Here is a 25,467-nt window from a genome sequence, read left to right as displayed (position 1 = left end):
TGTGCGCTTTTTCTATTTTGCCCGTTAAATTATATATAACGTCTTATAATAGTTAAAATTACTTAAATAATTTAGATTAAAAGAATTTTATTAAATTAATTTAATGCTATATTATTTATTTAATTATAACTAAATGAAATTAAGAAGTAAACAAAAAAGTACTTAATAAAACAATGTTTTGATTATTAAATTCTTTGTTTGAATTTCAAAGCAATTTATAAAAATCAATTAATTAAGAACAATTATTATTTCGCTCTATATAATAAATTTTAATATGAATATACAATTGCAAAACATCACTGCTATTTTTGAAGTAGTGATGATGAAGGATTAACAATCACTTTATCTCCAATATTTAATCCATTGGATACCATAATATACCCATTTTTTTGACTTTTAGTATATTCTATTCTTCTTTTAATAATTTTGTTATTTTGTGTAATTAAAACATAATAATTATCATAAATTGAACTTATAGGTAGTTCTATTTTAGAAGTTCCAACATCGATATCAAAGTGGCGTCCAAGAGGGTATTGATCTTGAGTCGAAATATCTACTTGATAAATTGATTCACCTTTTTCTACTTTATAAGGGATTTGAATGATAGAAAGAATTTTACCAGTAAATAATTTGGAGTGATTTCTTGTAACGTTTACATCTTGATTCGCTTTAATATGTTCCAATTGAGATTCAGTTATATTAGCACGAATAATATGTTTTTCGCTATTAATTTGCATTATTTTTGTATTTAATTTAGAAGGATGTGCTTCTAGGATAGTTACTTTTCCAGAAATAGGGGAATTAATGCGTGTTTGAAGTCGACTTTGGAGTTCTAATATTTGGCTGTTTAGCGTTAACTGTTGACTAATTGATTGTTTCGGCGAATGGTTGATAAGTGAGGATAGGGCCTTCTTTTTAGCTACAATAAGCTTTTCAAGGGGCGGATTGTAATACTCTAATAAAGGTGTATCAGAATGGATGATTTCATCATTTTTGACAAGTAAGGAAGAAACATTTCCTAAAGATGGATTGAAATATAAAGTGAAACTTTCTTGAGGTTGTTGTTCTCCAATGAATGAGAGAGAGTATTGAGGTTTTGCAGTAATGGTTTCTATTTTAGATGTGTCAGGTTCTGTTGGTATTTTTGCATAAATATAACATACAAAGGATATGACGAGGAGGATAAGCGTGGCAATTAAAATTCTTAACGGGGTAAAAAATGTCTTCAATAAGATCACCTCTATAAAATTTTTATACAACTATTATACAATGGCGATATAACGAATATGTGTAATATCGTATAAATAAAAAAATGTCTTCTCAATTACTAAGAAAAGAAGACATTTTAAATAAAGATAACAATATATTGTTGTAAAAATTAGAAGAGGCGTAACAAAATAATTCCTATAGCTATGGCAATTAGCCCACTAAACTTGCGAAGTGTTATTGGATTCTTGCGAACGCCTAAACCGAAATGATCAATGATAACACCCATTAACATTTGACCTAACATTGCGACAATAGTTGTCAGTGCTGCACCTAAAAACGGCATCAGAATTATATTTGATGTGACAAATACAACGCCTAGAACACCACCAATAAAATGTATTGGCTTGATTTTACCGATATCAGGGTGTGTGATTTTAATTTTAAGACTTCTGTTAAATATTAACGTTAAAATAAATAATGCTAATGTACCAACAGTGAAAGATACGAGTGCGGCAAATAGCGAATTATGCATTTGCTGAGCTAGACCACTGTTAATTGTTGTTTGTAATGGTGGCGCAAACCCAAATATAAAGCCGATGATAAGCCAAACATAAAACATATGATTTGTTTTTTCTTGGAGTTTATTTTTAGGTATATAGTTCATTAATAAGATACCGAAGAATAGGATTATGATACCTACTGCTTTTAGGAAAGTAAACGAATGATTGCTTGCGCCAAGTAGTCCGAAAGTATCTATGAAGACCCCCATGATGATTTGACCAGCTACTGTCATGACAACAGTTAACGCTGCGCCTAAACGAGGCAGTAATAATAAGTTTCCTGTTAAGAAACAAACACCTAGTAGACCACCAACCCACCAATGATAGTCAATTGTATGTCCACTATAAAATGAACCATCAAATAATTTAGGATTAAAAATCATATTTAAAATAAATAAAAATAGTGTACCTACGAAAAATGAAATGGTAGATGCATAAAAAGATGATTCAGTATATCGTCCAAGGCGAGAATTGATTGAGGTTTGGATTGGGACCATCATACCAGCCACAATACCGAGTATAAATAAAAATGCCACGATAGACCCCCTATATTTTCTTTCATAACTAAAGCAACATTATTATACGCATTTTAGTTTCCGATTTCAAAATACGAATATCAACGCGTTTTACTAATGGTGGGCTCAGAATATAAATTATTGAAGTATTAATTATAAAAAAAGAAGCTAGGACAGAATTCTTCATCCTAGCTTCGCAAGGTTGACTAGAAGTGAGAAAAGCTTGATTTAAGCGTCTTGTCAGTTTAGTCATCTATTACGAATATACGCAGTAGTCATGAAACATTTTTTTGTCTCACACTCATTGAAACATCAGAATGTGTTATTTAGTTTCAAATAGAGTAGTACTCGTAACGTCTATTAATTTAGCAGAAGTGGCTTTAATAGGTGTGCCAGCTGTAGGTTGTAGAATATTAAGTTTAATAATATTATCCATAGCAACTTTAGCATCAGCCTCAGATACAACAACGTTAACTTGTGGGAATTGCAATTTAGCAGTTTTATTTAAATTTGTTTTAAAAGCAAGTTCTAAAGTCTTTGACATGTAGAATACCTCCTTTCTTAATTTTTAAGTTAAATTAGGCTAAAACTTGTGTTTTAACCACCTCAACTTTATCGAATGTTTCATTAATCAGATGTGCAATGATATTGACGAATGATCTGATTTCTGAATCTGTGGCTTTAGTGTTTAAGTTAGTAAAACGACGTTTTGTTTCTTTCGCTTTACCACTTGCGTCGTGAGTGATATGCGTACAAACAACAGATAATTGTGAAATTTCATTCATATGTTTGTCACCTCCTTTCACTCTATATATCGAAATCCATTCAAAAAAGGGACACATTTATTTAAAGAAATTTGAGCAAAAACATTTAATGTTACTAAAATATGGTTTATCATTAAATAAGAAACTTTTATGAGGTGGATAGATGAATCAAGTTGAACCGATCAGAAATAAAGATGATATAAAAAAGATGTATGATGTATTAAAAAAGAAATCTGATAGAGATTATCTTTTATTTAAATTAGCTATACATACGGGCATACGTTTAACAGATTTATTAAATCTAAAAGTGAAAGACGTCAAAATGATTGATCAAGATGAAATAAAATCATCTTGGATTGAGTCATGTGCGCCTGCAATCAAAATCTTATTACCAAACGATTTACGTGAAGAGGTTAGAAGATTTATTGAATATAATAAGCTTATGGATGATCATTTATTATTCCAATCGATAAGAACACATAAAGAGTTATCTAGACAACAAGCTTACCGAATCATTCATCATGCCGCTGAAGAGTTAGGTTTGTGTCATATTGGATTGACCACTTTACGAAAAACATTTGCTTATCATGCTTATCAATCGGGTATTTCTATTGCAATCATACAAAAATATTTAGGTCATCAGACAACGCAAGAAACGGTGAAATTTATCGGGTTGTCTGCCGATGATGAACTACATACAATTATCGCTTTAAATTTATAATTGATTTTTACTGAAAAGGAGGCTTTTGATGAGCTTAGTATATTTACTAGGTGGACTAATAGTTATTATGTTAGTCGTCTTAATGACGCTGTTTATTAAGTCATTGAGACGGTTCGCTGGATATATTGCTTTGTTAGCACCTATTTTAGCTTCGGGATATTTCTTAGCCCAAATTCCTAATGTTCTACATGGAAAATTTGTAGAATTTAAAATTCCATGGATGCCCGCTATTGATGTTAATCTGGATTTTCGATTAGATGGTCTAGGATTAATGTTTGGATTAATTATCTCCATTATAGGGGTGGCAGTATTCTTCTATGCTACTCAATATTTATCTGTTAATAGAGATAACTTACCGCGTTTCTTCTTATATTTATTGTTATTCATGTTTAGTATGTTGGGTATTGTAGTCTCAAATAACACTATCTTAATGTATGTTTTCTGGGAATTAACAAGTGTATCGTCATTCCTATTAATTTCATACTGGTATAGCAATGCCGAAAGTCAATTAGGCGCCATTCAGTCATTTATTATCACTGTTTTAGGTGGTTTAGCCTTATTAACAGGATTCATTATGTTGTATATCATTACTGGTACAAATACGATTTCAGAATTACTTACTCAAAGTCATAGCATTAGTGAACATGCTCTATTTATACCAATGATGATAATGTTGTTAATAGGTGCATTTACGAAATCAGCTCAATTTCCATTCCATATTTGGCTACCTAAAGCCATGGCTGCACCAACCCCTGTAAGTGCCTATTTACACTCAGCTACTATGGTTAAAGCTGGTATCTTTTTACTATTTAAATTCACGCCTATCTTAGGTTTAAGTGATAGTTATATTTATATTGTTACTTTTGTAGGTTTGATTACAATGATATTTGGCTCTGTAACGGCCTTAAGACAATATGACTTAAAAGGTATCTTAGCGTATTCAACAATTAGCCAATTAGGAATGATAATGTCGATGGTTGGTCTAGGTGGAGGTATTGCGCAACATTCATCAGGTCCAATGGCAGAGACGTATACATTAATTTTATTCGCCGGTTTATTCCATTTAATGAATCACGCCATATTTAAATGTGCTTTATTTATGGGTGTCGGAATCATTGATCATGAAGCTGGTACGAGAGAAATTCGCCGATTAAGTGGAATGCGTAAATTCTTCCCTAAAATGAATTTAGTTATGACACTTGCTGCGTTATCAATGGCAGGTGTGCCGTTGTTAAATGGTTTCTTAAGTAAAGAGATGTTCTTCGATTCTCTAGTTAGCGCAATCGAACTTCAACAATTTGGTTTAACGTTAACGATTATTGTTGTAGCTATTGGTGTTATAGCAAGTATCTTTACTTTTGTGTATGCAGTTTACATGCTTAAAGAAACTTATTGGGGAGAATTTGACGAAAAGAAAGTGCCGAAGAAACATATTCATGAACCTTGGTTGTTCAGTTTACCTGCAATAATTTTAATGGTTATGATACCAATCATTTTCTTTATTCCCAACTTTTTCACTGAGCATTTAGTATTGCCGGCACTACGAAATGTTACCAATTTGGGTAGTAGCGTAGATGCAATAGCACCGCATGTTTCTCAATGGCATGGTGTTAATTTGCCACTCATTTTCAGTGTGATTGTTATTATAGTTGGTCTCATTTTAGCGTTAAAAGTAAACTGGAAAGCTATTACGCATCAAGTCATTAAATACGCTTCTATTACAAATTCTTATCGCAATGTGTATCGAGGATTTGAACGTTATTCAGGTCAAATGATTCGAGGTTTAATGAATAACAGATTAAACCATTACAATATTATAACGGTTCTTATTTTCTCTATATTAATTGCATATGGCATATTCCAAGTAGGTTTGCCAAAGTTACATCAAATAGAAGTTTCAGAATTTGGTCCATTGGAAGTTATTTTAGGCATTATGATTAGTGTTGTCGGTATAGCGTTAGTGTTTATTCGACAACGTTTAACAATGGTCATTTTAAATGGCATTATTGGTTACAGTGTTGCATTATTCTTCTTATTAATGAGAGCACCAGATTTAGCGTTAACTCAATTAGTAGTAGAAACAATTACGACCATTCTCTTTATTGTAAGTTTCTCTAGATTGCCAAATATCGCTCGTACAACAGTGAACATGAAAAAAGAAACAATCAAAATTATCGTATCATTTATTATGGCTGGAGCCGTAGTAACGCTCATATTTATTGCGCAACAAGGTGATGGTCTAGAGTCAATTTCTAAATATTATACGAATGCCTATGAATTGACTGGTGGTAAAAATATTGTAAATGCTATTTTAGGAGATTTCAGAGCCTTAGATACAATGTTTGAAGGTATCGTCTTAATTATTGCCGGTTTAGGTATTTATACATTATTACATTACAAAGATAGGAGGGGCCAAGATGAAAGAAAATGATGTTGTGTTAAGAACCGTTACTAAAATCGTCGTATTTATTTTATTAACATTCGGCTTTTATGTTTTCTTTGCGGGACATAATAATCCTGGTGGCGGTTTTATAGGTGGTCTTATCTTTAGTTCGGCCTTTATCCTAATGTTCCTAGCTTTTGATGTACATGAAGTATTAGAAAGTTTACCTATTGATTTTAAAAAGTTAATGATTGTTGGTGCCATAATCTCAGCACTTACTGCAATCGTTCCGGTTTTCTTTGGTAAATCGTTCCTATACCAAAGTGAAGCATACATCCATTTTCCATTATTAGGTGAATTACATGTAACGACAATTACATTGTTTGAATTAGGGATACTGTTAACGGTTGTCGGCGTCATCGTAACAATTATGTTGGCCTTGAGTGGTGGTAAATCATGAATTTAATATTATTACTTGTGATAGGATTTTTAGTATTTATAGGGACGTACATGATACTATCACTCAACTTAATTCGAATTGTTATAGGTATTTCGATTTATACGCATGCGGGAAATCTAATTATTATGAGTATGGGTCATTATAGTAATAAGATGACTGAACCTTTAATTCACGGCTCTAATACTAATTATGTGGATCCATTATTGCAGGCTATTGTTTTAACTGCGATCGTTATCGGATTTGCAATGACTGCCTTCTTACTAGTATTAGTTTATCGAACATACCGTGTTACTAAAGAAGCAAATATTGATGTATTAAGAGGAGAGGAGGATGAAAATGAACAGTAATTTATTAGTCCTTCCAATCCTATTACCATTGTTATGTGCATTAGTCCTTGTTTTTACTAAAGAGAAGAACAGGCTTTCAAAAATTTTGTACATTGGAACAATGTCTGTTAATACAGTTATTTCATTATGTTTATTGATATACGTCTTGCAACATAAACCCATCACGCTTGATTTTGGTGGTTGGGCAGCACCTTATGGTATCCAATTCTTAGGTGATTCACTGAGTTTGGTTATGGTTACAGTAGCGTCATTTGTTGTGACACTCATTATGTCATACGGATTTGGTCGTGGGGAAGATCGTGTTAATCGATACTACTTGCCTACTTTCATCTTATTCTTAACAACAGGCGTTATTGGCTCTTTCTTAACATCTGATTTATTTAACCTGTATGTAATGTTTGAAATCATGTTACTAGCTTCATTTGTATTAGTAACGTTAGGACAATCTGTCGAACAATTAAGAGCAGCCATTATTTATGTTGTATTGAATATCGTAGGATCATGGTTATTCTTGCTAGGTATTGGTTTATTATACAAGACGGTTGGAACATTAAACTTCTCACAAGTTGCTTTACGCTTAGATCAAATCCATGATAATAAAACTATTATTATTATTTCAATTGTATTTATAGTGGCCTTTGGTTCGAAAGCAGCCTTAGTACTATTTATGTGGTTGCCTAAAGCTTATGCAGTGCTCAACACTGAACTTGCCGCTTTATTTGCAGCGTTAATGACGAAGGTAGGTGCATATGCACTCATTCGCTTCTTTACACTTCTATTTGATCAACATACGGGTGTGACACATCCATTGTTAGTATTTATGTCATGTATCACAATGCTGATAGGCGCTTTCGGTGTTATTGCATATCGTGATATTAAGAAAGTGGCTTCATATCAAGTTATATTATCGATAGGTTTTGTCATTTTAGGTCTAGGTTCCAATACCTTTGCAGGTGTACATGGTGCTATCTTCTATCTAGCGAATGACATTATTGTGAAGACAATGTTGTTCTTTATTATAGGTAGTTTAGTTTATATGTCTGGTTACCGCGAATATAAATATTTATGTGGATTAGCTAAGAAAGAACCATTTTTTGGTGTTGCATTTGTTGTTATGATATTTGCGATTGGAGGCGTACCGCCATTTAGTGGTTTCCCAGGAAAAGTACTCATCTTCCAAGGTGCGATTGAAAATGGTAACTTCATTGGCTTAGCATTAATGATTATCACAAGTCTATTAGCAATGTATAGTCTGTTTAGAATTTTATTTATTATGTACTTTGGAGACAATGATGGTGAACAGGTTGATTTCAATCCGCTACCTAAGCACCGTAAAACGATTCTGGGTATATTAGTTGCAGTCGTACTTGCAATGGGTATTGCAGCGCCAGTTGTGATGAATGCTACTGAAAATGCAACAAAATTGAATATGGATGATAATTATTTCCATAGCATTGTCAATTCACATTTGAAGGAGGGGAATAAATGAGACAAGTTGTATTGAACATATTAATCGCATTTTTATGGGTACTGTTTCAAGATGAAGACTCATTTCAATTCTCTACCTTCGTATCTGGCTTCATCATTGGTTTAATAGTAATTTATATATTACATCGTTTCTTTGGGCAAGCTTTTTATCCTAAGAAGATATGGATTGCTATTAAGTTCTTAGGCGTGTATTTATATCAATTAATTACTTCTAGTATTAGTATTATTAATTACATTTTATTTAAAACGAGACATATGAATCCAGGGTTATTAACATATGAAACGAATTTAAAAAATGATTGGGCAATTACGTTTTTAACTATTCTAATCATTATTACGCCTGGTTCAACAGTTATTCGTATTTCGAAGACTACCAATAAATTCTTTATACACAGTATAGATGTTTCAGAAAAAGAAAAAGAAAGTCTGCTTAAAAGCATAAAACAATATGAAAACTTGATTACGGAGGTGTCACAATGATTGAAACGCTCACGAATTTTTTTATTACAAGTGCATTAGTATTATTTGGCATAGCGTTCATAATTGGATTATTCCGTTTAATCAAAGGACCTACTACAGCTGATAGGGTTGTGGCATTCGATGCTTCCAGTGCTGTCATCATGTGCATTATAGGTATAGTTAGTGTTATTTATAATACTGTTTCATTCCTTGATTCCATAATGCTTGTTGCAATTATTTCATTTGTAAGTTCTGTATCTATTTCTAGATTTATAGGGGGAGGTCGAGTATTCAATGGCACAAATAAACGAAATCATTGAGTTGATTGCCGCGCTCCTTATATTTCTTGGTAGTATCATTGCTGTCATTAGTGCAATTGGAATTGTAAAATTTCAAGATGTCTTTTTACGAAGCCATGCATCTACTAAGAGTTCTACGCTATCTGTCTTACTAACATTAGTGGGTGTGTTAATTTACTTTACGAATGAACAAAGCTTCTTTAGTGTTAGGTTATTACTATCAATTGTTTTTATTAATTTAACATCGCCAGTTGGTATGCATTTAGTTGCCAGAGCAGCCTATCGTACAGGTGCATACATGTATCGTAAGGATGATGCACCAAGTCGATCTTCCATTTTATTAAGTTCTAAAGAATACAATTCTACAGAAGAACTTAAAAATCGAGCTCGAATTCGAGAAGAGCGTCGTGAAAAAATTTATTACGATGTTCAAAAGCAGCGACAGAAAGAAAAAGAAAAACAGCAAGAAGAAAATATCGAAAGTTTATCGGAAGCTAGAAGAGAAACTAAAGATTGATTAAATCAATGAGATTGAACATGAATGAGTAATAGTTAAAACTACTACTTTGAAATGCTCAATCTCATTTTTTTAAATTTATATAAGAGACCAGTGTCATTAACATGGTCAATATACTTAAATAAATGTAAAGAAGTAGGAAAGGTATAGGTGATGTAGCGATTATAAAATGAACAACCAATAATAAGATTGGCGTTACTAAACTAAGTAATAAAAATAGCAAGTCCATATAAGACCAGTGTTTCGTTGTAAAAAGATAAAAGATTTCTAAAAGCCATATAATCGGAAATAAAACTGGGTACGCAATTATAGACGGGACAAACACAACCATTTGTGCCAATGCATTCTCGCCTTCAAGTTCAGACAATGGTGGCAGAAATAATGTCCAAAAGAACAAAGTTGCAATCATTAGTAAAAAAGAGCATATAAGAAGAACTAATTTAAATTTATTCATAATAAATGACCTCTATATAATATGACATGGATTTTATTCTAATTCGTATCTATTTCTTTTGCTAATCTTTGATGCATAAAGTACTTAATTTATTTGAAATCCTTCATTTCATAATATTTAGGAACATACATTCTTTACACCCCTTATTTAAGATAATAAGTATATTAAAAGTAGACAGTTGTATTTTTATATTATTTGTTGAATCATACCCTATTTCTAATGATATAAGTAAATTCATAAGAAAAAATTAGTGAAACAATTTAAAATATAAAAAGGAAAATGTAAAAAGAAGAGGGCTCAGAACAAGGTTGATTAAATAAAAAGAGGAGGGAGTTGGACAGAATGTTTAGATTCATTGTCCTACTCCCTCAAATCTACTTAATTTGCGTTAACTTAATAAACAATCTAAATTGTTACTTGTTTGCGTTTTGAATAAATGAGATTAATAATTAGCCATACGATTTGTATCAAGAATGGAATTAGATATGCTAATCCCAATACAGCAATATTAATCCATTTGACTTCGGTAGTTTGTATGACACCTGCTGCATCTACAGATCGTTGCCAAAGTAAAAATGCAAATCCAAAAAAACTTAAAACTTCAAACACACTTATTATCCACCAAAAAATCCATGAAATTTTCATGATATCCTCCTATGAATGTAAGACTCAACTAAAGGATAACATACACGTTTAAACATAAAGTTTTCTCAGTATAAATATTAGTTTAAGATGACCGCTAGTTACTTATATTCATTTAAATAAGTTATAAGCAATTCCTTATAGTAATCGATAAAACGAAGATATTTCTCTTTTTCGACATATTCATTTATTTGATGAGGTGCTGTTCCTGGTCCAAACATTAGGAAAGAAAAGTGTTCATCTTTATCGCGCAATAAATTGGAAGCATCTGTTACACCAACGGTTGGTGATGCGACAATATCCTCTCCAAATATTTGTTTAGCTACGCGTTGCCCAATCTTAATTAATGGATTATCTCCAGTTGTTAATACTGGATCTAAATCTAAGTATAAATCTTCTTCTAACTGTCCGCCTTGCTTATTAACTTCTTCCAAATACGTTTTGAATAGTGATTTAACTTTTTCGTTATCAAATTCTGGAATCGTTCTAATATTAAATTCAGCAGTTGCAGTATCAGGAACTGAATTGACTTGGTTCCCACCATGTAAAATGGTATTACTAATGACAAGTCCAGAAATCACACGTTCAACTTCTTCTTCATCTAGATTGTTTTCTTGTTGTAACTGTGATTGAATGCGTTTGATAAGATGTGAGAAATCTAGCTTTTCGCTATTTAATTCTTTCGAAATACGGTCATATTCTGTATCGATATCTTGTATGAATTGAATTAATGGTTTAATTGCATTAAATCCTACGACAGGTACAGAGCTGTGTGCGGCTTTTCCTTTAGAAGTGATTTTATAATCCATTGATCCTTTATGAGCATAAACAATATTCGTTTCAGATGGTTCGGCAATTATCAAAGCATCAACATTATTCATATAACCTTTCTTATACAATTGTGCGGAACCAAGTTGTTCCTTTTCTTCGCCGGCAGTTGCCATGAATTTTATCGTGCCATGAGGTAGTGCATCGTTTTCTTTCAGCTCAATCATCGCAATAGCTAAAGCCATAAGTCCAGATTTCATGTCTGAGGTACCACGACCGTATAATCGATTATCTTTTTCAGTCATTTGAAATGGTGGATAGTCCCAATCGTTTTGATCACCTTCCGATACAACATCCATGTGACCTGAAATTGCTACAACTGGACTACCACTGCCGATAGTAGCAATTAAGTTAGCACGTTTACCTTCAATAACATCAATTTCTGCGTTAATATGATGCGCTTCAAATAAGTCCTTCAAATAAGTTGCAACTTCAATTTCATTATCATTCACCGAATTAATTTCTACGATATCTGACAATAATTTGAGTTTTTCCTTTTCTGAAAATGTATTCATGATTTAACTCCTTAAAATAGAAATTTTTATACGGTTAAAATTTTAGTAAAGATTAAAAATACGTCAACTAAATTAATCTTCCGTTTATAAAAGAAGAGGAAGGACCGCTATTTCAAACCATTACTGAATTTTATTGTAATAGGGAATGAAATGTATGTATGGTTTGGAAATAGGTTACAACGGCTTCAATTTAATTAAAATGGTTTAGAAATGAATGCAAGTTAGTTAATTCATTGTAACTTTAATGGTAAAATTATAATTAACCGATTGTGAGTTTAAGATGTATTTTATCAGGATATAAATAGACATCAAACTTATTTTTATATTAGGCAAGTCTTATTTCTCCAATTAAATATGAAGTATAAAATGGGGTGGAAGTTTGGAAATATTTGAAACGATTCTCATATTTCTAGCCGTAGTTATTGTAAGCTCCTTTGTTCATACTTTTTTACCCAAAGTGCCTCTGGCATTCATTCAAATTGCTTTAGGAATGCTCCTCTTTTTAACGCCAGTACCTGTAGAATTTAACTTCGATTCGGAACTCTTTATGGTAGCAACGATTGCACCGTTACTTTTTGTGGAAGGTGTTAACGTTTCGAGAGCTCATTTACGTCGTTATATTAAACCAGTGATGTTAATGGCCTTAGGACTTGTTATTACAACTGTTATTGGTGTAGGTCTATTTATTCATTGGATTTGGCCGACACTTCCTATTGGTGCAGCTTTTGCCGTAGCCGCAATATTATGTCCAACTGATGCTGTGGCAGTGCAAGCTATTACAAAAGGTAAGGTTTTACCTAAAGGTGCTATGACTATTCTTGAAGGTGAATCGTTACTTAATGATGCAGCAGGTATCATCTCATTCAAAATAGCGGTAGGTGTTTTAATTACTGGTTCATTCTCACTATTTGAAGCGGTGCAACAATTTCTAATCGCGTCAATCGGTGGTGCGATTATTGGTTTACTTATTGGTATCGCGCTTGTTAGATTCCGTTTAACACTTACAAGACGTGGCATAGAAAATATTAATATGTTTACTTTTTTACAACTATTAACGCCATTTGTTACGTATCTTGTTGCTGAAATGTTTCATGCGTCAGGTATTATTGCTGCCGTTGTAGCAGGTTTAGTTCATGGTTTTGAACGTGATCGTATCGCTCAAACACGTACTCGACTTCAAATGAGTTACAATCACACTTGGAACATTCTAGGATATGCATTGAATGGTTTTGTTTTTTCAATATTAGGATTTTTAGTTCCAGAAGTAATTGGAAATATTGTAAAAACTGAACCACACAATTTATTGTTCTTAGTTGTGATAACAGCACTCGTTGCGTTAGCGGTATACTTATTTAGATTTATATGGGTGTATGTGCTCTATCCTCTATTCTATTTATCTGTCAGTCCTTTCCAAAAATTAATGAATGAAGAAGGGGAGGACAAGAAGAAAGAGAAACCACCTAAACGAAGCATGTATGCGCTTATCATGACACTATGTGGCGTGCACGGAACTATTTCGTTAGCAATCGCATTAACATTACCATACTTTTTAGCAGATCATCATGCGTTTACATATCGTAATGATTTACTATTTATTTCATCAGGTATGGTTATTATAAGTCTTGTGATTGCACAAGTTGTATTGCCGTTTGTAACATCTAGTGCACCTAAGGCTAAGATTGGAAGTATGAATTTTAAAGAAGCTAGAATATATATTCTTGAACATGTCATAGATTACTTGAATCATCATTCATCATTTGAAACAAGTTATCGTTATGGTAATGTCATTAAAGAATATCACGATAAATTAACGTTCTTGAAATCTGTTGAAAAGGATGATGAGAACTCAAAAGAACTCGAAAGATTACAGAGTTTAGCATTTAAGGTTGAAACGAAAACACTAGAACGACTTGCCGATGATGGTGAAATAACTGCGAGTGTATTAGAAAACTACATGCGTTATGCAGAACGTACACAAGTGTATCGTCAAGCGTCATTGATACGTCGTATGATTGTTGGTGCGAGAGCTGTACTATTAAAACGTCGTATACGTACACGTACCAATGCGGCATCATCATTAAGTGTTACTGATAACTTAATGGAACTTTCTAAAATCAATAAGATTGTTCATTATAATGTTGTGAGTCGTCTTGTAGATGAAGCGAATGAAGATAACAAATTAGAAGTTGGTATGATTTGTGACGGTTATCTTATGAGAATAGATAACTTATCGCCATCTAATTTCTTTAATACGCGAGCCGAAGATTCAATTACGAAGATAAAATTAAATGCTTTAAGAGAACAACGCCGTGTTTTATCTAGTTTAACTGACGATGGTGAGATTACTGAAAGTACGGCATTGAAATTAAGAGAAGCGATAAACTATGATGAAATGGTTATCGTTGATAGCTTAACTGATTAACATAATAAATATGAATGAAGATATAATAGAGTGAGGTATGGATAATGAATTCAAATGGAATTCTATCCTATCCTCTCTTTTTTTATTAAGGTACGGTTTGTTTAAATAAGGTGAATAACATTCGTTATCAATTCATGATACAATAAAGTGAATGTATGGGTGAGGTGAAATGATGTTAACTGAAGAAAAAGAGGATTATCTAAAAGCAATATTAGCCAATGAAGGAGATACATCCTTTGTCTCAAATAAAAAGTTATCTCAGTACTTAAATATAAAACCTCCTTCAGTTAGTGAAATGGTTGGACGCTTGGAAAAGGTTGGTTATGTTGAAACGAAACACTATAAAGGTGTGAAACTCTCAGATGAGGGCTTGAAACATACGTTGGATATCATTAAGCGTCACCGCCTGTTGGAGTTATTTTTAATAGAAGTTTTACAATATAATTGGGAAGAAGTCCATCAAGAAGCGGAAATTTTGGAACATCGCATTTCAGATTTATTTGTAGAACGCTTGGATAAGATACTTGATTATCCTGAAACATGTCCACACGGTGGTATTATCCCTAGAAATCAGCATTTTGAAGAGAAATTCACGGTATCTTTATTAGAATTTGAACCTGGTGATAAAGTGACGATTAAGCGAGTACGTGATAAGACCGAACTTCTGGTATACCTTTCTAGCAAAAATATTTCAATTGGAAATGATGTTGAGATCGTAACTAAAGATGAAACAAATAAAGTAATGATTTTGAAACGAAATGATATTGTAACGATACTAAGTTATGATAATGCAATGAATATTTTTGCAGAGCATGTTTAAATCAGATAATAAAATCTCCAATAAAGAGTTCAATAATACCTTTTTATTGGAGATTTTTTGAATGAATTTATTAAATTGTAAAGATAAGCATTAAGTATATCGTAAATATGTTAATCGCTATCCATAATGTACTGAATAAGAAAGTTGGTATGCGTGTAAGTTCTGTCAATGTGCGTCCATCCCAACTTGGAATTGGTCGCTGAAAAGTCAGTTTGAATATCGTCCAACTTGATTGTAAAACCTCACCTAATAAGACACCTAGTATAAGGTGATAAATAAATGTGACTAGATAATAAAATAATAATTGATTATCATGTTGTACTAAGAAGTATAGAAGTGCAATAAATAAAATTAGTACAATGATAGGTGATAGTTTGCGTGATGTAAGTATTAAAAAATAAATGAAAATGATGATATAAGCGCTTAAGAACAAACTAGGGTGACCATAATACGCAGCACTTAGACCAATTAAAAGAATTAATGGAGGCATAATATAGCCACCTAGAGTTGTAATGAATTGTCCAATGAGCCCCTTGGATTGGGTAATAGCATAGCCTTGTTGCATCGTTTGAAGTCGTTCCGAAGGCCGTGTGACGATGACTAAATCTTTTGCGCGTCCACCACTGATTTTATTGAATAATACATGACCGAATTCATGTGTAAGTACAGGAATATAGTTTAAATAAACATCTAAATATTGATTGAATTGACGATGTCTATTTTGATGAATCATAATATAGATAATTGCTATAATACAGATTAAATATATATTTAAATTAATAGTTGTAGTAAAAAAGTTTTCTAAATAGACCATAGTTGACCTCGTCGAGTGTAAGATTATAGTATTTATTATAAAGTAAATTTGATGATTTAGCGTTTAGACTTTAGATGTATCTTTTAATGAGAGAACTTTAAAAAAAGAAGATAAATCATTTGAAAATATATTTAGACAACTACATAGTTATTTATTATGATTCTATTTTCATATAATATATGCATATGAAAATTGTTTAGACAGTAAGGAGATTACTTAAATGCATGATCAAAAAGAGACAACAGCGACTAAAGTGGATATTTTAGGTGTTCAATTTAATAATGTAACCATGTTAGATATGATTGAACATGTCAAAACATTTTTCACACAAGAGACTGAGGATAATTTGTTTATCGTGACAGCTAATCCAGAAATCGTTGATTATGCGTCAGAGCATAGTACTTATAAACAGTTAATTAATAGTGCGGATTTTGTTGTCCCGGATGGCACAGGTGTTATTAAAGCATCAAATCGTTTGGGAACACCGTTAAAACGACGTGTGCCTGGCATTGAATTAATGGAACATTGTTTAAAGATTGCCCATACAAATTATCAAAAAGTATATTTACTTGGTGCCAAAAATGAAGTAGTCACACTAGCACATAAAAATTTACAACACAAATACCCTCAGGCGCAATTCGATTACCATCATGGTTATATAGATTTAAATGATGAGACGGTAATCAAGCGCATAAAACGTTTTGATCCTGATTATATATTTGTAGGGATGGGTTTCCCTAAACAAGAAGAGTGGATTCAAAAACATCGACACACCTTTAAAAGAACTGTAATGATGGGTGTGGGCGGCTCATTTGAAATATATAGTGGCACAAAAAAACGCGCACCTAAACTATTTATTAAATTAAATATTGAATGGGTATATCGTTTATTAATCGATTGGAAACGTATTGGACGTATGCGTAGCATTCCTAAGTTTATGTTTAAAGTTTTTAAAGTACAACGAAAAATGAAAAAGAAAAAATAAGTATCTATTCTGATACTAATTATTTTAAATATGGAGAAGGCGGATTCAAGTCGAGAGGACTGAATCCGCCTTTAAATTTTTATCTTGATTATCGCTATTTAACAATAAAGCGTTTTTCATCTAAACCTTTGCGAAATGCTTTTTGATCAGCTTTTGATTTTTTCTTGAAGTCCTTTAAGAATTGCTCATATTTAGGAAGAACCTCTTCTAAATCTCCGTATTCTTTGAGCTTTCCGCCTTCAATCCAGGCAATTTTAGTACAAAATTCACGAACTTGACGAATATTATGACTTACGAAGAAAATCGTTTTATTCGCTTCTTTGAATTCATAAATTTTGTCTAAGCATTTTTGAGTGAAAGTTTGGTCACCAACTGATAATGCTTCGTCAATGACTAAGATATCAGGATTAATTGTAACGTTAATCGAGAATCCTAATTTAGCACGCATACCACTTGAATAATTTTTAACAGGTTGATGGATAAATTCGCCGAGTTCACTAAATTCTATAACTTGAGACATAAGTTGTTTGATTTCTTTTCTTTTGAATCCCATGCATAACATTTTAAATTCGATATTTTCTACACCAGTTAAACGACCATTCAGACCTGCATTGATTGCTATGACACTGACTTCACCATTACGTTCAATATTTCCAGAAGTTGGGGAAATAGAACCACCAATCATATTACTCAATGTAGATTTACCTGAGCCGTTAATGCCGACTAAACCTATGACATCACCTTCGTGAGCTGTTATAGAGACATCATCTAAAGCGAAAAATGTATTATTTTTATTTTTAGGGATTAAGGCATCTTTAATGCGTTCTTTATTATTACGATAAATGCGATATTCTTTTGTCACATTATTTATATTTACAGATACGCTCATGATATTTCCTTCCTTATAAATACTTATATAGATTATAATACATCATACAATAGTTGTTAAATTTATTAACCTAGTGTAAAGTGTATAAGAGATTTTGAATAACTTTTTGTAAACAATAAGTAGATTTTACTTTTTTTGGAAAATGAAGTCCATAGTTATGGTTCTTATTTTCTAGTAATCTTCTCTACAATATAAAATAATACTATATGTACGTAATAATTATATTAAACTTTTGAGAAAATGTTATATATAATGTAGTTATCCTAATTTTAAATAAAAAATGTAAACACATTGTGGATATTTAATTGAAAGCGTGGTTAATTTCAATGTCGGCAGTAGGATCTGTTTTTAAAGAACATATTAAGAATTTTTACTTAGTGCAAAGACTTGCACAATTCCAAATTAAAATAACGAATACGAATAACTATCTTGGTGTAGCATGGGAATTACTGAATCCAGCATTACAAATCATGGTTTACTGGTTTGTATTTGGTATGGGGATTAGAAGTAACCAACCTATTCATGGCATACCTTTTATTTATTGGCTACTTGTAGGGATTAGTATGTGGTTCTTCGTAAACCAAGGTATCCTTGAAGGTACTAAATCAGTATCTATGAAGTTTAATCAAGTGGCGAAGATGAATTTCCCACTCTCTATCATACCAACTTACACTGTAACCAGTCGTTTTTATGGTCATATAGGTTTATTGTTAATTATTATAGGAATTTGTATCGTTAATGGTATTTTCCCCTCAATTCATATTGTACAATTATTAATTTATGTACCAATGACATTTTTCTTTACAGCATCTGTTGCATTATTTACGTCGACACTCGGCATTATTGTACGGGATACACAAATGATCATGCAGGCTTTATTAAGAATTTTATTCTATATGTCTCCAATTCTATGGGTACCTAAAGATTCAGGTATTGGTGGAACAATTGGTGAAATTATTAAATTTAATCCAGTTTATTTCTTGGCTGAATCATATCGTGCAGCGATTTTATTCCACGAATGGTACTTTATAGAACATTGGAAATTATTATTATATAATGTGATAGTTATTTTAATTTTCTTTGTGCTAGGTTCAATTTTACATCGAAGATATCGCGATCATTTCGCAGATTTCTTATAATTTAAAGTCCTTGATAAATGTTGATGCGTTTATCAAGGATTTTGTGTATACAGCATAATGACAATTTTTGATTTATAATTTTTATAATGAAAATATGAGGGGTAAATGTATGCGACTAATTATTAAAAAAGTATATATGTTGATGATTACGTTATTGAATTTTATTTACAAAAGGAGACAAGTTGATAAAAAGCAAATTACGGTACTCATGACATTTCCTGAGGATGTCATGCCGATTATTAATGAATTAGACAATAAAGGTTACAAAATAACTGTAATTGCAAAATTTGAAGAACAATATAGGTTGGAACATCTTAACAACATAAATTTTATACCAGCAGGAAACAAATATATCGTCAAACATATAAAAGCATTAAGTAGTTCGAAAGTCATTTTAATCGATACGTATTATTTAATGCTAGGTGGTTATACTAAGAAGAAAGCACAAACGATTATTCAAACGTGGCATGCATCTGGCGCACTGAAAAATTTTGGGCTGACTGATCATCAAGTTGATTTGAATAATGTAACCATGGTTAGACAATATCAACGCGTGTATCAAGCGACTGATTTTTATATTATTGGTGGTAAAGAGATGGGGACATGTTTTAAAGAGTCATTTGAAGCTACTGAAGATCAATTATTGCCACTCGGTTTACCACGTCTATCACAATATTTAAAATTCAATCTTAAGGCCGAGCAAGAACGTTTGAAAAAGCATTATAATATTCATAAAAAATTGGTGGTCTATGTTCCCACTTATCGTGAAGGTTCTGAAAATAATAGACAAATAGATGTTGCTCGCTTTGAAGAAGCGCTACCCGAGTACACATTGATTAATCAATTACATCCATCTATTTCAAAAAGTCAATCTATAGCCACTACACAAGAATTGATGATTATGGCGGATGTGATTATTAGTGACTATAGTTCATTACCTATTGAGGCGAGTTTATTAGACAAACCAACATTATTTTATGTGTACGACGAGCATAAATATGATAAAATTCGTGGCTTAAACCAATTTTATAAAGCAATTCCACAACAATATAAAGTAACAACAGAAGAAGAATTAATTTTAAAAATAAGAAATGATATTGCCTTGTTCAAACCTTTATTTAAAAATTGGCATAAGTATAATCGTGAAGATAGTGTTCGACGCGTTACAGAATTTATTGAAAAGATGGTGAAAAGATGAAAATAGCTATCATAATACCTGTATATAATGCAGAAAAGACAATACGTAGAGCAATCAAATCTATCGATACAACACATGAGGTTGAAATCATTTGCGTAAATGATGGTTCTACAGACCATTCAAGACATGAGCTCACTCAATTACAAAAAGAAGTTAAAAATATCATGATTTACAATCAAGATAATCAAGGTGCAGCAGCAAGTAGAAATTTTGGATTAGCTGCAATGTCTGATGATGTTGAAGCATTTATGTTTTTAGATGCAGATGATCAATTTTTACCGGGTAGACTAGATAAGATGATAGATTACTATGAACGTAATCAAGAGGTTGATATCGTCATTGGTCAAATTGGTAGAGGTGTCCAAGGAGATTGGAAAATTATACCGACCCATGAGGAAATAAATCGTGAATCACTAGTATCTTTAGCTGAAGCGCCTGAAATTTTACAATCTATTGGGCCTGGTGGAAAATTATTTAATTCTAAATTTAGTGCATTACGTTTTGATGAAGACGTTGTGTTTTGTGAAGAGCATACCTTTGTCACACGAGCTTATTTAACAGCACGCGATATCCAATTACTACCACTCATTATATATGGCTATAATGAGCAAGAAGGTTCAATCACAGATAAACGAGCTGATACATTTATATCTTATATTGAAGATGCTCGACGAGTACGTCAGCGCGTCATGGAAATGCTACTTTTAACAAATGAGAAAGCATACTATAGTTATCGAATGGATGATTTAATTGTTAGTTATCTTATTCAATCTTATTTATTAAAATGTAGTAAAGTTACACCTGAATTTATTGATAAGGTCACGCATTACATTAAAGATATGCAACATACGAACTACTCAGGCGATGCGTTGTTTAGAATCATTCAAGCAGTTGAGCAAGGTGCAAAAAATTGGACACGTGACACTTACGAGAAGTGGCGTCAAACGCTTATCGATGTTGGTATTGGAAGACCAGGATACTTTCGTTTTCAAGCACAAGTTATGCCCAAAAAATTTGCATTTAGCAGTAAACAGTTAGTTAAGCGTACTTTAAAGAGATAGTGTAGTATAACTTATAAAATTAATGGTATGTAAATTTTATTTATGCTAAATTAAGATTATGAAAAAATGTTAAAAACTATGTTAAGGAGATAGCGTTTATGAGAAGAGTTATTACTTATGGTACTTATGACTTATTACACTATGGTCATATTGAATTACTAAGAAGAGCGCGTGAAATGGGCGATTATTTAATTGTTGCTTTATCTTCAGATGAATTCAATCAAATTAAGAATAAAAAGTCATATTATGATTATGAACAACGTAAAATGATGTTAGAATCAATTCGTTATGTTGATTTAGTTATTCCTGAGAATGATTGGGGTCAAAAAGAAATCGACGTGGATCGCTTTGAGGTAGATGTCTTTGTAATGGGACATGACTGGGAAGGTGAATTCGACTTCTTAAAAGATAAATGTGAAGTCGTATACTTAAAACGTACTGAAGGTATTTCAACAACTAAGATTAAACAAGAATTATATGGCAAAGACTCTAAATAATTAAAAATATAAGGTCTTAATCCTATCAAAAGAGCCAGCAAATGAATTTTATGAATTCATTTGCTGGCTTCTTTGTTTAACTTAAGTTGTTTCGCGTTCCTGAGGTGACGTCTCTATAGCAGTTCTTTAAAGAAATTCTTAATTGTTTTACATTTTAGAATTTCTTACCTAAGTGACATAGCACTTAGGTTCCTTATATTAATACTGAAAGTAAAAGATATTGTTGCTATATAGCTAAAGAGTTATCAATCACTTTATTTACGTTTAAATAATAAATGAATAAATGAACGTACAATAAGTATAAATGCAATTGCTAATAAGGCTAATGCGACAAAGGTAACCACTGGATGCTCTTTCCACGTCGTTTGAGCAATGGTATTTGCTTTGTGCAATAGAGGTTTCGTTACTTCAACTTTTGGAGGTCCATCATCTTTTGTAAGAAATTGGCGATTGTAGTCAAGATGAATTGAACCATCTTTAACGATAAATTTATAATCTTTTTTATTCATACCTTCAGGTACTACATCATATAAGTTATCTTTGACATAGTATTTTTTGCCATTGATTTTATGTGTGCCTTTTGAAAGTACCTTTTTATAACTGTATTGATCGAAAGAACGATTCATCATGGCATTTCCCATCATATTACGTTGCTTTTCTCCACCTAAATTCACGTAATCTCCTGCTCCCATAATAACTTGGTTAATGCGGAAGTTGTTACGTTTAGTTGTAATCGTGTGATTATAATCTGCAACATCACTTGAGCCAGTCTTTAAACCATCTGTACCTAGCAAACTCATTTTGGCTCCTTCTAATGAATGATTGAATGTATAATATGTGACACCGTGTTGTGTAGGAGCAAGTTGTTTAGTGAAATGTAATATCTTAGGAGTCTCTTTGATGACATGGTGATCTAGAATTGCAAAGTCTTTCGCAGTGGAAGTAGTATTGTCTTGGTTTTTATATTTTGATGGCGCAAATTCTTTTAATTGCTTGTTTTCAGCACCTGTTGGGTTTACGAAATGGGTGTTTGACATGCCTAATGCTTTAGCTTTCTTATTCATTAAATCAGTAAAATCATTCACATTTCCCGAAACCTCATCAGCTAAAATTAAAGCTGCAGCGTTACTTGAGTTAGAAACTGTAATTTGGAGTAGCTCGCTAATTGTATATGTTTCACCAGCATATAATTTCGTATTACTTAATTCTGGTAAAGTTGACATGCGATAATGCTTGTCCGTAATATGTACTTTGTCATTTAAAGAAAGCTCACCTTTATTCACGGCTTCAAGTGTAAGATACATTGTCATTAGCTTCGTCATTGAAGCGGGGTACCATTTTTGGTTAGATTGATAGTCGTACAAAATTTGCCCGGTTTGACTTACATTTATGCTACCTTCAGGTTGATAGGCATCTGTTACATTCGGGTAACCATATTGTCTAGCAATTTCAGTAGGTGTTGGTTCATATTCGGAAGCGTAGGAGTTAGGTGCTATAATAACAATGGTTAAAAGTAGAGCAAAGGTAATTATTAAGCTTCGTTTCATTCTTATCTTTCCTTTTTCAAAATTTCAACTAAAATATTTTATCATATAAATTTGATAATATGAATTTATTTGTTAAAGCTTTATACTTGGAAAATAAGATAATTAAAATTTTAAAATGAATATAAAAAGAGGGCTAATTTATGAAAGGACAAAATCCGTTATTTTTCTTATTTAAACGATTGTCGTGGCCATATGGACTGATTATTGCGGCAATCATTATTTCTTCGCTAGGGAGTATTAGTGGTCTGTTAATTCCGCTATTTACCGGACGATTAGTTGATAAATTCTCAACAAGTACTATCAACTGGAATATCGTTCTTTTATTTGCAGGAATATTTATAGCTAATGCACTACTAAGTGGTATTGGTATTTATCTACTAAGTAAAATTGGTGAAAAAATGATTTACGATATTCGATCAATACTTTGGGAACATATCATTAAATTAAAAATGCCTTTTTTCGATAAGAATGAAAGTGGGCAGTTAATGAGTCGTTTGACAGACGATACTAAAGTTATAAATGAATTTATTTCACAGAAATTGCCACAATTACTTCCCGCAGTAATTACACTCATTGGATCCATAGTTATGTTGTTCATTATGGACTGGCAAATGACATTATTAACATTTATTGCAATTCCGATATTTATGGCAATAATGATTCCATTAGGTCGCAAAATGCAAAAAATATCAATGAATACGCAAACTGAAATCGCTAACTTTAGTGGATTGCTAGGTCGTGTGTTAACTGAGATGCGATTAGTAAAAGTATCGAATACAGAAAGACAAGAATTAAACAACGCTCATAGTAATTTACGTGAAATTTATAATTTAGGTCTGCGACAAGCAAAAATTACAGCTGTCATTCAACCCATTTCAAGTGTGATTATGTTATTAATGATTGCGGTTATATTAGGTTTTGGTGCTATTAGAATAGCTACAGGTGCGATAACAGCTGGTGCGTTAATTGCGATGATTTTTTATGTGATGCAATTATCGATGCCTTTAATGAATCTTTCAACATTAGTCACGGATTATAAAAAGGCAGTTGGGGCGAGTAGTAGAATCTTTGAAATTATGCAAGAACCTATTGAACCAATGGAAGATTTACAACCTATAGAAGATATCTCAATTTACGATGGCGAATTGTCATTTGAAAATGTTGATTTTAAATATGATATTAAAACTATTCTTAGTAACGTATCTTTCCGTATACCTCAAGGAGAGGTGAGCGCGTTTGTTGGTCCGTCGGGTTCAGGAAAAAGTACAATTTTTAATTTGATTGAACGTATGTATGACATTGAATCTGGAGATATTAAATATGGAACGCAAAGTATTTATGATGTTCCAATTACGAATTGGCGAAACAAGATTGGTTATGTAATGCAATCGAATTCTATGATGAGTGGTACGATACGTGACAATATTTTATATGGTATAAACCGTGAAGTGTCGGATGAGGAATTGGTTAAGTATGCTAAGTTAGCGAATTGTCACGACTTTATTATGCAGTTTGATGATGGCTATGACACGTTAGTAGGTGAACGTGGTCTGAAGTTATCTGGAGGTCAAAGACAACGTATCGATATTGCACGCAGTTTTGTGAAAAATCCTGATATTTTATTATTAGATGAAGCTACCGCAAATTTAGATAGTGAGAGCGAACAAAAAATCCAAGAGGCATTAGAAATTCTTATGGAAGGAAGAACAACTATTGTTATTGCACATCGTCTCTCAACTATAAAAAAAGCAGGTAAAATCATTTTCCTAGATCAAGGTAAGGTAACGGGTGAAGGTACACATGCTGAATTAATGCAAAATCACGAAAAATACCATCAGTTTGTTACTACTCAAAATTTAACCGAGTAATGAATATTAGGTAGTTGGAACTTAAGTTTGTTCCAACTACTTTTTTAAAAAGAAAAATGAAATATA

General features: G+C 32.2%; 25 protein-coding genes. 16 read left to right on the top strand and 9 right to left on the bottom strand.

All coding sequences use genetic code 11. From position 1 onward, the window contains the following. Positions 1-302: 302 nt before the first annotated feature. From EQ029_RS10570 to sroA, 4 genes are all read right to left on the bottom strand, one after another. Positions 303-1,238, bottom strand: coding sequence for an efflux RND transporter periplasmic adaptor subunit (locus EQ029_RS10570; protein WP_229381291.1), 936 nt, complete (start codon positions 1,236-1,238; stop codon positions 303-305). A 140-nt stretch (positions 1,239-1,378) separates the two neighbouring features. Then, the gene (locus tag EQ029_RS10565; protein ID WP_011276538.1) at positions 1,379-2,305 is read right to left on the bottom strand and encodes a DMT family transporter; all 927 of its coding nucleotides are present in this window, start codon (positions 2,303-2,305) and stop codon (positions 1,379-1,381) included. A 301-nt stretch (positions 2,306-2,606) separates the two neighbouring features. Then, entirely contained in the window at positions 2,607-2,828 is a 222-nt protein-coding gene (locus EQ029_RS10560; protein WP_037538110.1) for a DUF2922 domain-containing protein, read from the bottom strand. Positions 2,829-2,862: 34 nt separating this feature from the next. After that, a complete protein-coding gene (sroA, locus tag EQ029_RS10555) occupies positions 2,863-3,069 on the bottom strand; it encodes a sigS mRNA-stabilizing protein SroA (protein ID WP_011276536.1) in 207 nt (68 codons plus the stop codon). A 142-nt stretch (positions 3,070-3,211) separates the two neighbouring features. On the opposite strand from sroA, the gene EQ029_RS10550 reads away from it, so the two are divergent. Genes EQ029_RS10550 through EQ029_RS10515 form a run of 8 tightly spaced genes read left to right on the top strand, consistent with a single transcriptional unit; the run spans position 3,212 to position 9,722 of the window. Next, the gene (locus EQ029_RS10550) at positions 3,212-3,769 is read left to right on the top strand and encodes a tyrosine-type recombinase/integrase (protein WP_011276535.1); all 558 of its coding nucleotides are present in this window, start codon (positions 3,212-3,214) and stop codon (positions 3,767-3,769) included. A gap of 28 nt (positions 3,770-3,797) precedes the next feature. Then, on the top strand, positions 3,798-6,200 hold the full coding sequence (locus tag EQ029_RS10545; protein WP_057504794.1) for a DUF4040 family protein: 2,403 nt from the start codon (positions 3,798-3,800) through the stop codon (positions 6,198-6,200). Further along, on the top strand, positions 6,187-6,612 hold the full coding sequence (gene mnhB2 / locus EQ029_RS10540) for a Na+/H+ antiporter Mnh2 subunit B (protein ID WP_011276533.1): 426 nt from the start codon (positions 6,187-6,189) through the stop codon (positions 6,610-6,612). Before EQ029_RS10545 ends, mnhB2 begins: the two co-directional genes overlap by 14 nt. Beyond that, positions 6,609-6,959 (top strand): Na+/H+ antiporter Mnh2 subunit C, encoded by a 351-nt coding sequence (gene mnhC2, locus EQ029_RS10535; RefSeq protein WP_011276532.1) that lies wholly within the window; start codon positions 6,609-6,611, stop codon positions 6,957-6,959. The genes mnhB2 and mnhC2 overlap by 4 nt, the downstream gene beginning before the upstream one ends. Next, positions 6,949-8,448: a Na+/H+ antiporter Mnh2 subunit D gene (gene mnhD2 / locus EQ029_RS10530; RefSeq protein ID WP_057504793.1), complete on the top strand. Its 1,500-nt coding sequence runs from the start codon at positions 6,949-6,951 to the stop codon at positions 8,446-8,448. Before mnhC2 ends, mnhD2 begins: the two co-directional genes overlap by 11 nt. Continuing rightward, complete coding sequence (gene mnhE2 / locus EQ029_RS10525) at positions 8,445-8,927, top strand: Na+/H+ antiporter Mnh2 subunit E (RefSeq protein WP_011276530.1); 483 nt, start codon at positions 8,445-8,447, stop codon at positions 8,925-8,927. The genes mnhD2 and mnhE2 overlap by 4 nt, the downstream gene beginning before the upstream one ends. After that, positions 8,924-9,226 (top strand): Na+/H+ antiporter Mnh2 subunit F, encoded by a 303-nt coding sequence (mnhF2, locus tag EQ029_RS10520; protein WP_011276529.1) that lies wholly within the window; start codon positions 8,924-8,926, stop codon positions 9,224-9,226. The genes mnhE2 and mnhF2 overlap by 4 nt, the downstream gene beginning before the upstream one ends. After that, a complete protein-coding gene (locus EQ029_RS10515; protein WP_037538101.1) occupies positions 9,201-9,722 on the top strand; it encodes a Na+/H+ antiporter subunit G in 522 nt (173 codons plus the stop codon). Before mnhF2 ends, EQ029_RS10515 begins: the two co-directional genes overlap by 26 nt. Positions 9,723-10,581: 859 nt before the next feature. Here the strand turns inward: EQ029_RS10515 and EQ029_RS10505 are convergent. Together EQ029_RS10505 and EQ029_RS10500 are read right to left on the bottom strand one after the other, a co-directional pair. Continuing rightward, positions 10,582-10,821, bottom strand: a complete 240-nt coding sequence (locus tag EQ029_RS10505) for a DUF3923 family protein (RefSeq protein ID WP_011276526.1) — start codon at positions 10,819-10,821, stop codon at positions 10,582-10,584. 98 nt (positions 10,822-10,919) lie between these two features. Beyond that, the gene (locus tag EQ029_RS10500; protein WP_011276525.1) at positions 10,920-12,161 is read right to left on the bottom strand and encodes an ArgE/DapE family deacylase; all 1,242 of its coding nucleotides are present in this window, start codon (positions 12,159-12,161) and stop codon (positions 10,920-10,922) included. A 379-nt stretch (positions 12,162-12,540) separates the two neighbouring features. On the opposite strand from EQ029_RS10500, the gene EQ029_RS10495 reads away from it, so the two are divergent. Both EQ029_RS10495 and EQ029_RS10490 read left to right on the top strand, forming a co-directional pair. Further along, the gene (locus tag EQ029_RS10495) at positions 12,541-14,583 is read left to right on the top strand and encodes a cation:proton antiporter (protein ID WP_011276523.1); all 2,043 of its coding nucleotides are present in this window, start codon (positions 12,541-12,543) and stop codon (positions 14,581-14,583) included. Between the two features lie 172 nt (positions 14,584-14,755). Next, entirely contained in the window at positions 14,756-15,403 is a 648-nt protein-coding gene (locus EQ029_RS10490) for a metal-dependent transcriptional regulator (RefSeq protein WP_057504801.1), read from the top strand. Positions 15,404-15,473: 70 nt separating this feature from the next. On the opposite strand, the gene EQ029_RS10485 is transcribed toward EQ029_RS10490, so the two are convergent. Continuing rightward, positions 15,474-16,217 carry a M50 family metallopeptidase gene (locus EQ029_RS10485; RefSeq protein WP_037558913.1) on the bottom strand — a complete coding sequence of 248 codons (744 nt, stop codon included), beginning with the start codon at positions 16,215-16,217 and terminating at the stop codon, positions 15,474-15,476. Positions 16,218-16,437: 220 nt separating this feature from the next. Between EQ029_RS10485 and tarA the strand changes: the two genes are divergently transcribed. Then, entirely contained in the window at positions 16,438-17,202 is a 765-nt protein-coding gene (gene tarA / locus EQ029_RS10480; protein ID WP_011276520.1) for an N-acetylglucosaminyldiphosphoundecaprenol N-acetyl-beta-D-mannosaminyltransferase TarA, read from the top strand. Between the two features lie 94 nt (positions 17,203-17,296). Here the strand turns inward: tarA and tagH are convergent, their stop codons facing one another. Then, on the bottom strand, positions 17,297-18,091 hold the full coding sequence (gene tagH, locus EQ029_RS10475; protein ID WP_037558912.1) for a teichoic acids export ABC transporter ATP-binding subunit TagH: 795 nt from the start codon (positions 18,089-18,091) through the stop codon (positions 17,297-17,299). A 326-nt stretch (positions 18,092-18,417) separates the two neighbouring features. On the opposite strand from tagH, the gene EQ029_RS10470 reads away from it, so the two are divergent. The 4 genes from EQ029_RS10470 (at position 18,418) to tagD (ending at position 21,986) form a co-directional block, all read left to right on the top strand. Beyond that, positions 18,418-19,230 (top strand): ABC transporter permease, encoded by an 813-nt coding sequence (locus tag EQ029_RS10470; protein ID WP_029376639.1) that lies wholly within the window; start codon positions 18,418-18,420, stop codon positions 19,228-19,230. 109 nt (positions 19,231-19,339) lie between these two features. Then, a complete protein-coding gene (gene tarB, locus EQ029_RS10465; RefSeq protein ID WP_016930896.1) occupies positions 19,340-20,428 on the top strand; it encodes a teichoic acid glycerol-phosphate primase TarB in 1,089 nt (362 codons plus the stop codon). Then, on the top strand, positions 20,425-21,489 hold the full coding sequence (locus tag EQ029_RS10460; protein ID WP_037558905.1) for a glycosyltransferase family 2 protein: 1,065 nt from the start codon (positions 20,425-20,427) through the stop codon (positions 21,487-21,489). The genes tarB and EQ029_RS10460 overlap by 4 nt, the downstream gene beginning before the upstream one ends. 98 nt (positions 21,490-21,587) lie before the next feature. Continuing rightward, positions 21,588-21,986, top strand: a complete 399-nt coding sequence (tagD, locus tag EQ029_RS10455) for a glycerol-3-phosphate cytidylyltransferase (RefSeq protein WP_037558902.1) — start codon at positions 21,588-21,590, stop codon at positions 21,984-21,986. Between the two features lie 254 nt (positions 21,987-22,240). Here tagD and pbp4 read toward each other — a convergent pair whose 3' ends face one another. Beyond that, entirely contained in the window at positions 22,241-23,533 is a 1,293-nt protein-coding gene (gene pbp4 / locus EQ029_RS10450) for a penicillin-binding protein PBP4 (RefSeq protein WP_037558901.1), read from the bottom strand. A 140-nt stretch (positions 23,534-23,673) separates the two neighbouring features. Here pbp4 and EQ029_RS10445 point away from each other — a divergent pair, with 140 nt between their 5' ends. Continuing rightward, positions 23,674-25,401 carry an ABC transporter ATP-binding protein gene (locus EQ029_RS10445; RefSeq protein ID WP_037558896.1) on the top strand — a complete coding sequence of 576 codons (1,728 nt, stop codon included), beginning with the start codon at positions 23,674-23,676 and terminating at the stop codon, positions 25,399-25,401. Positions 25,402-25,467: the final 66 nt, after the last annotated feature.

The sequence above is a fragment of the Staphylococcus haemolyticus genome (assembly GCF_006094395.1).
GTDB classification, from domain to species: domain Bacteria; phylum Bacillota; class Bacilli; order Staphylococcales; family Staphylococcaceae; genus Staphylococcus; species Staphylococcus haemolyticus.
The sequence above is the reverse complement of the archived record's forward strand: the minus strand, read 5'-3'. Positions and strand labels throughout refer to the sequence as shown.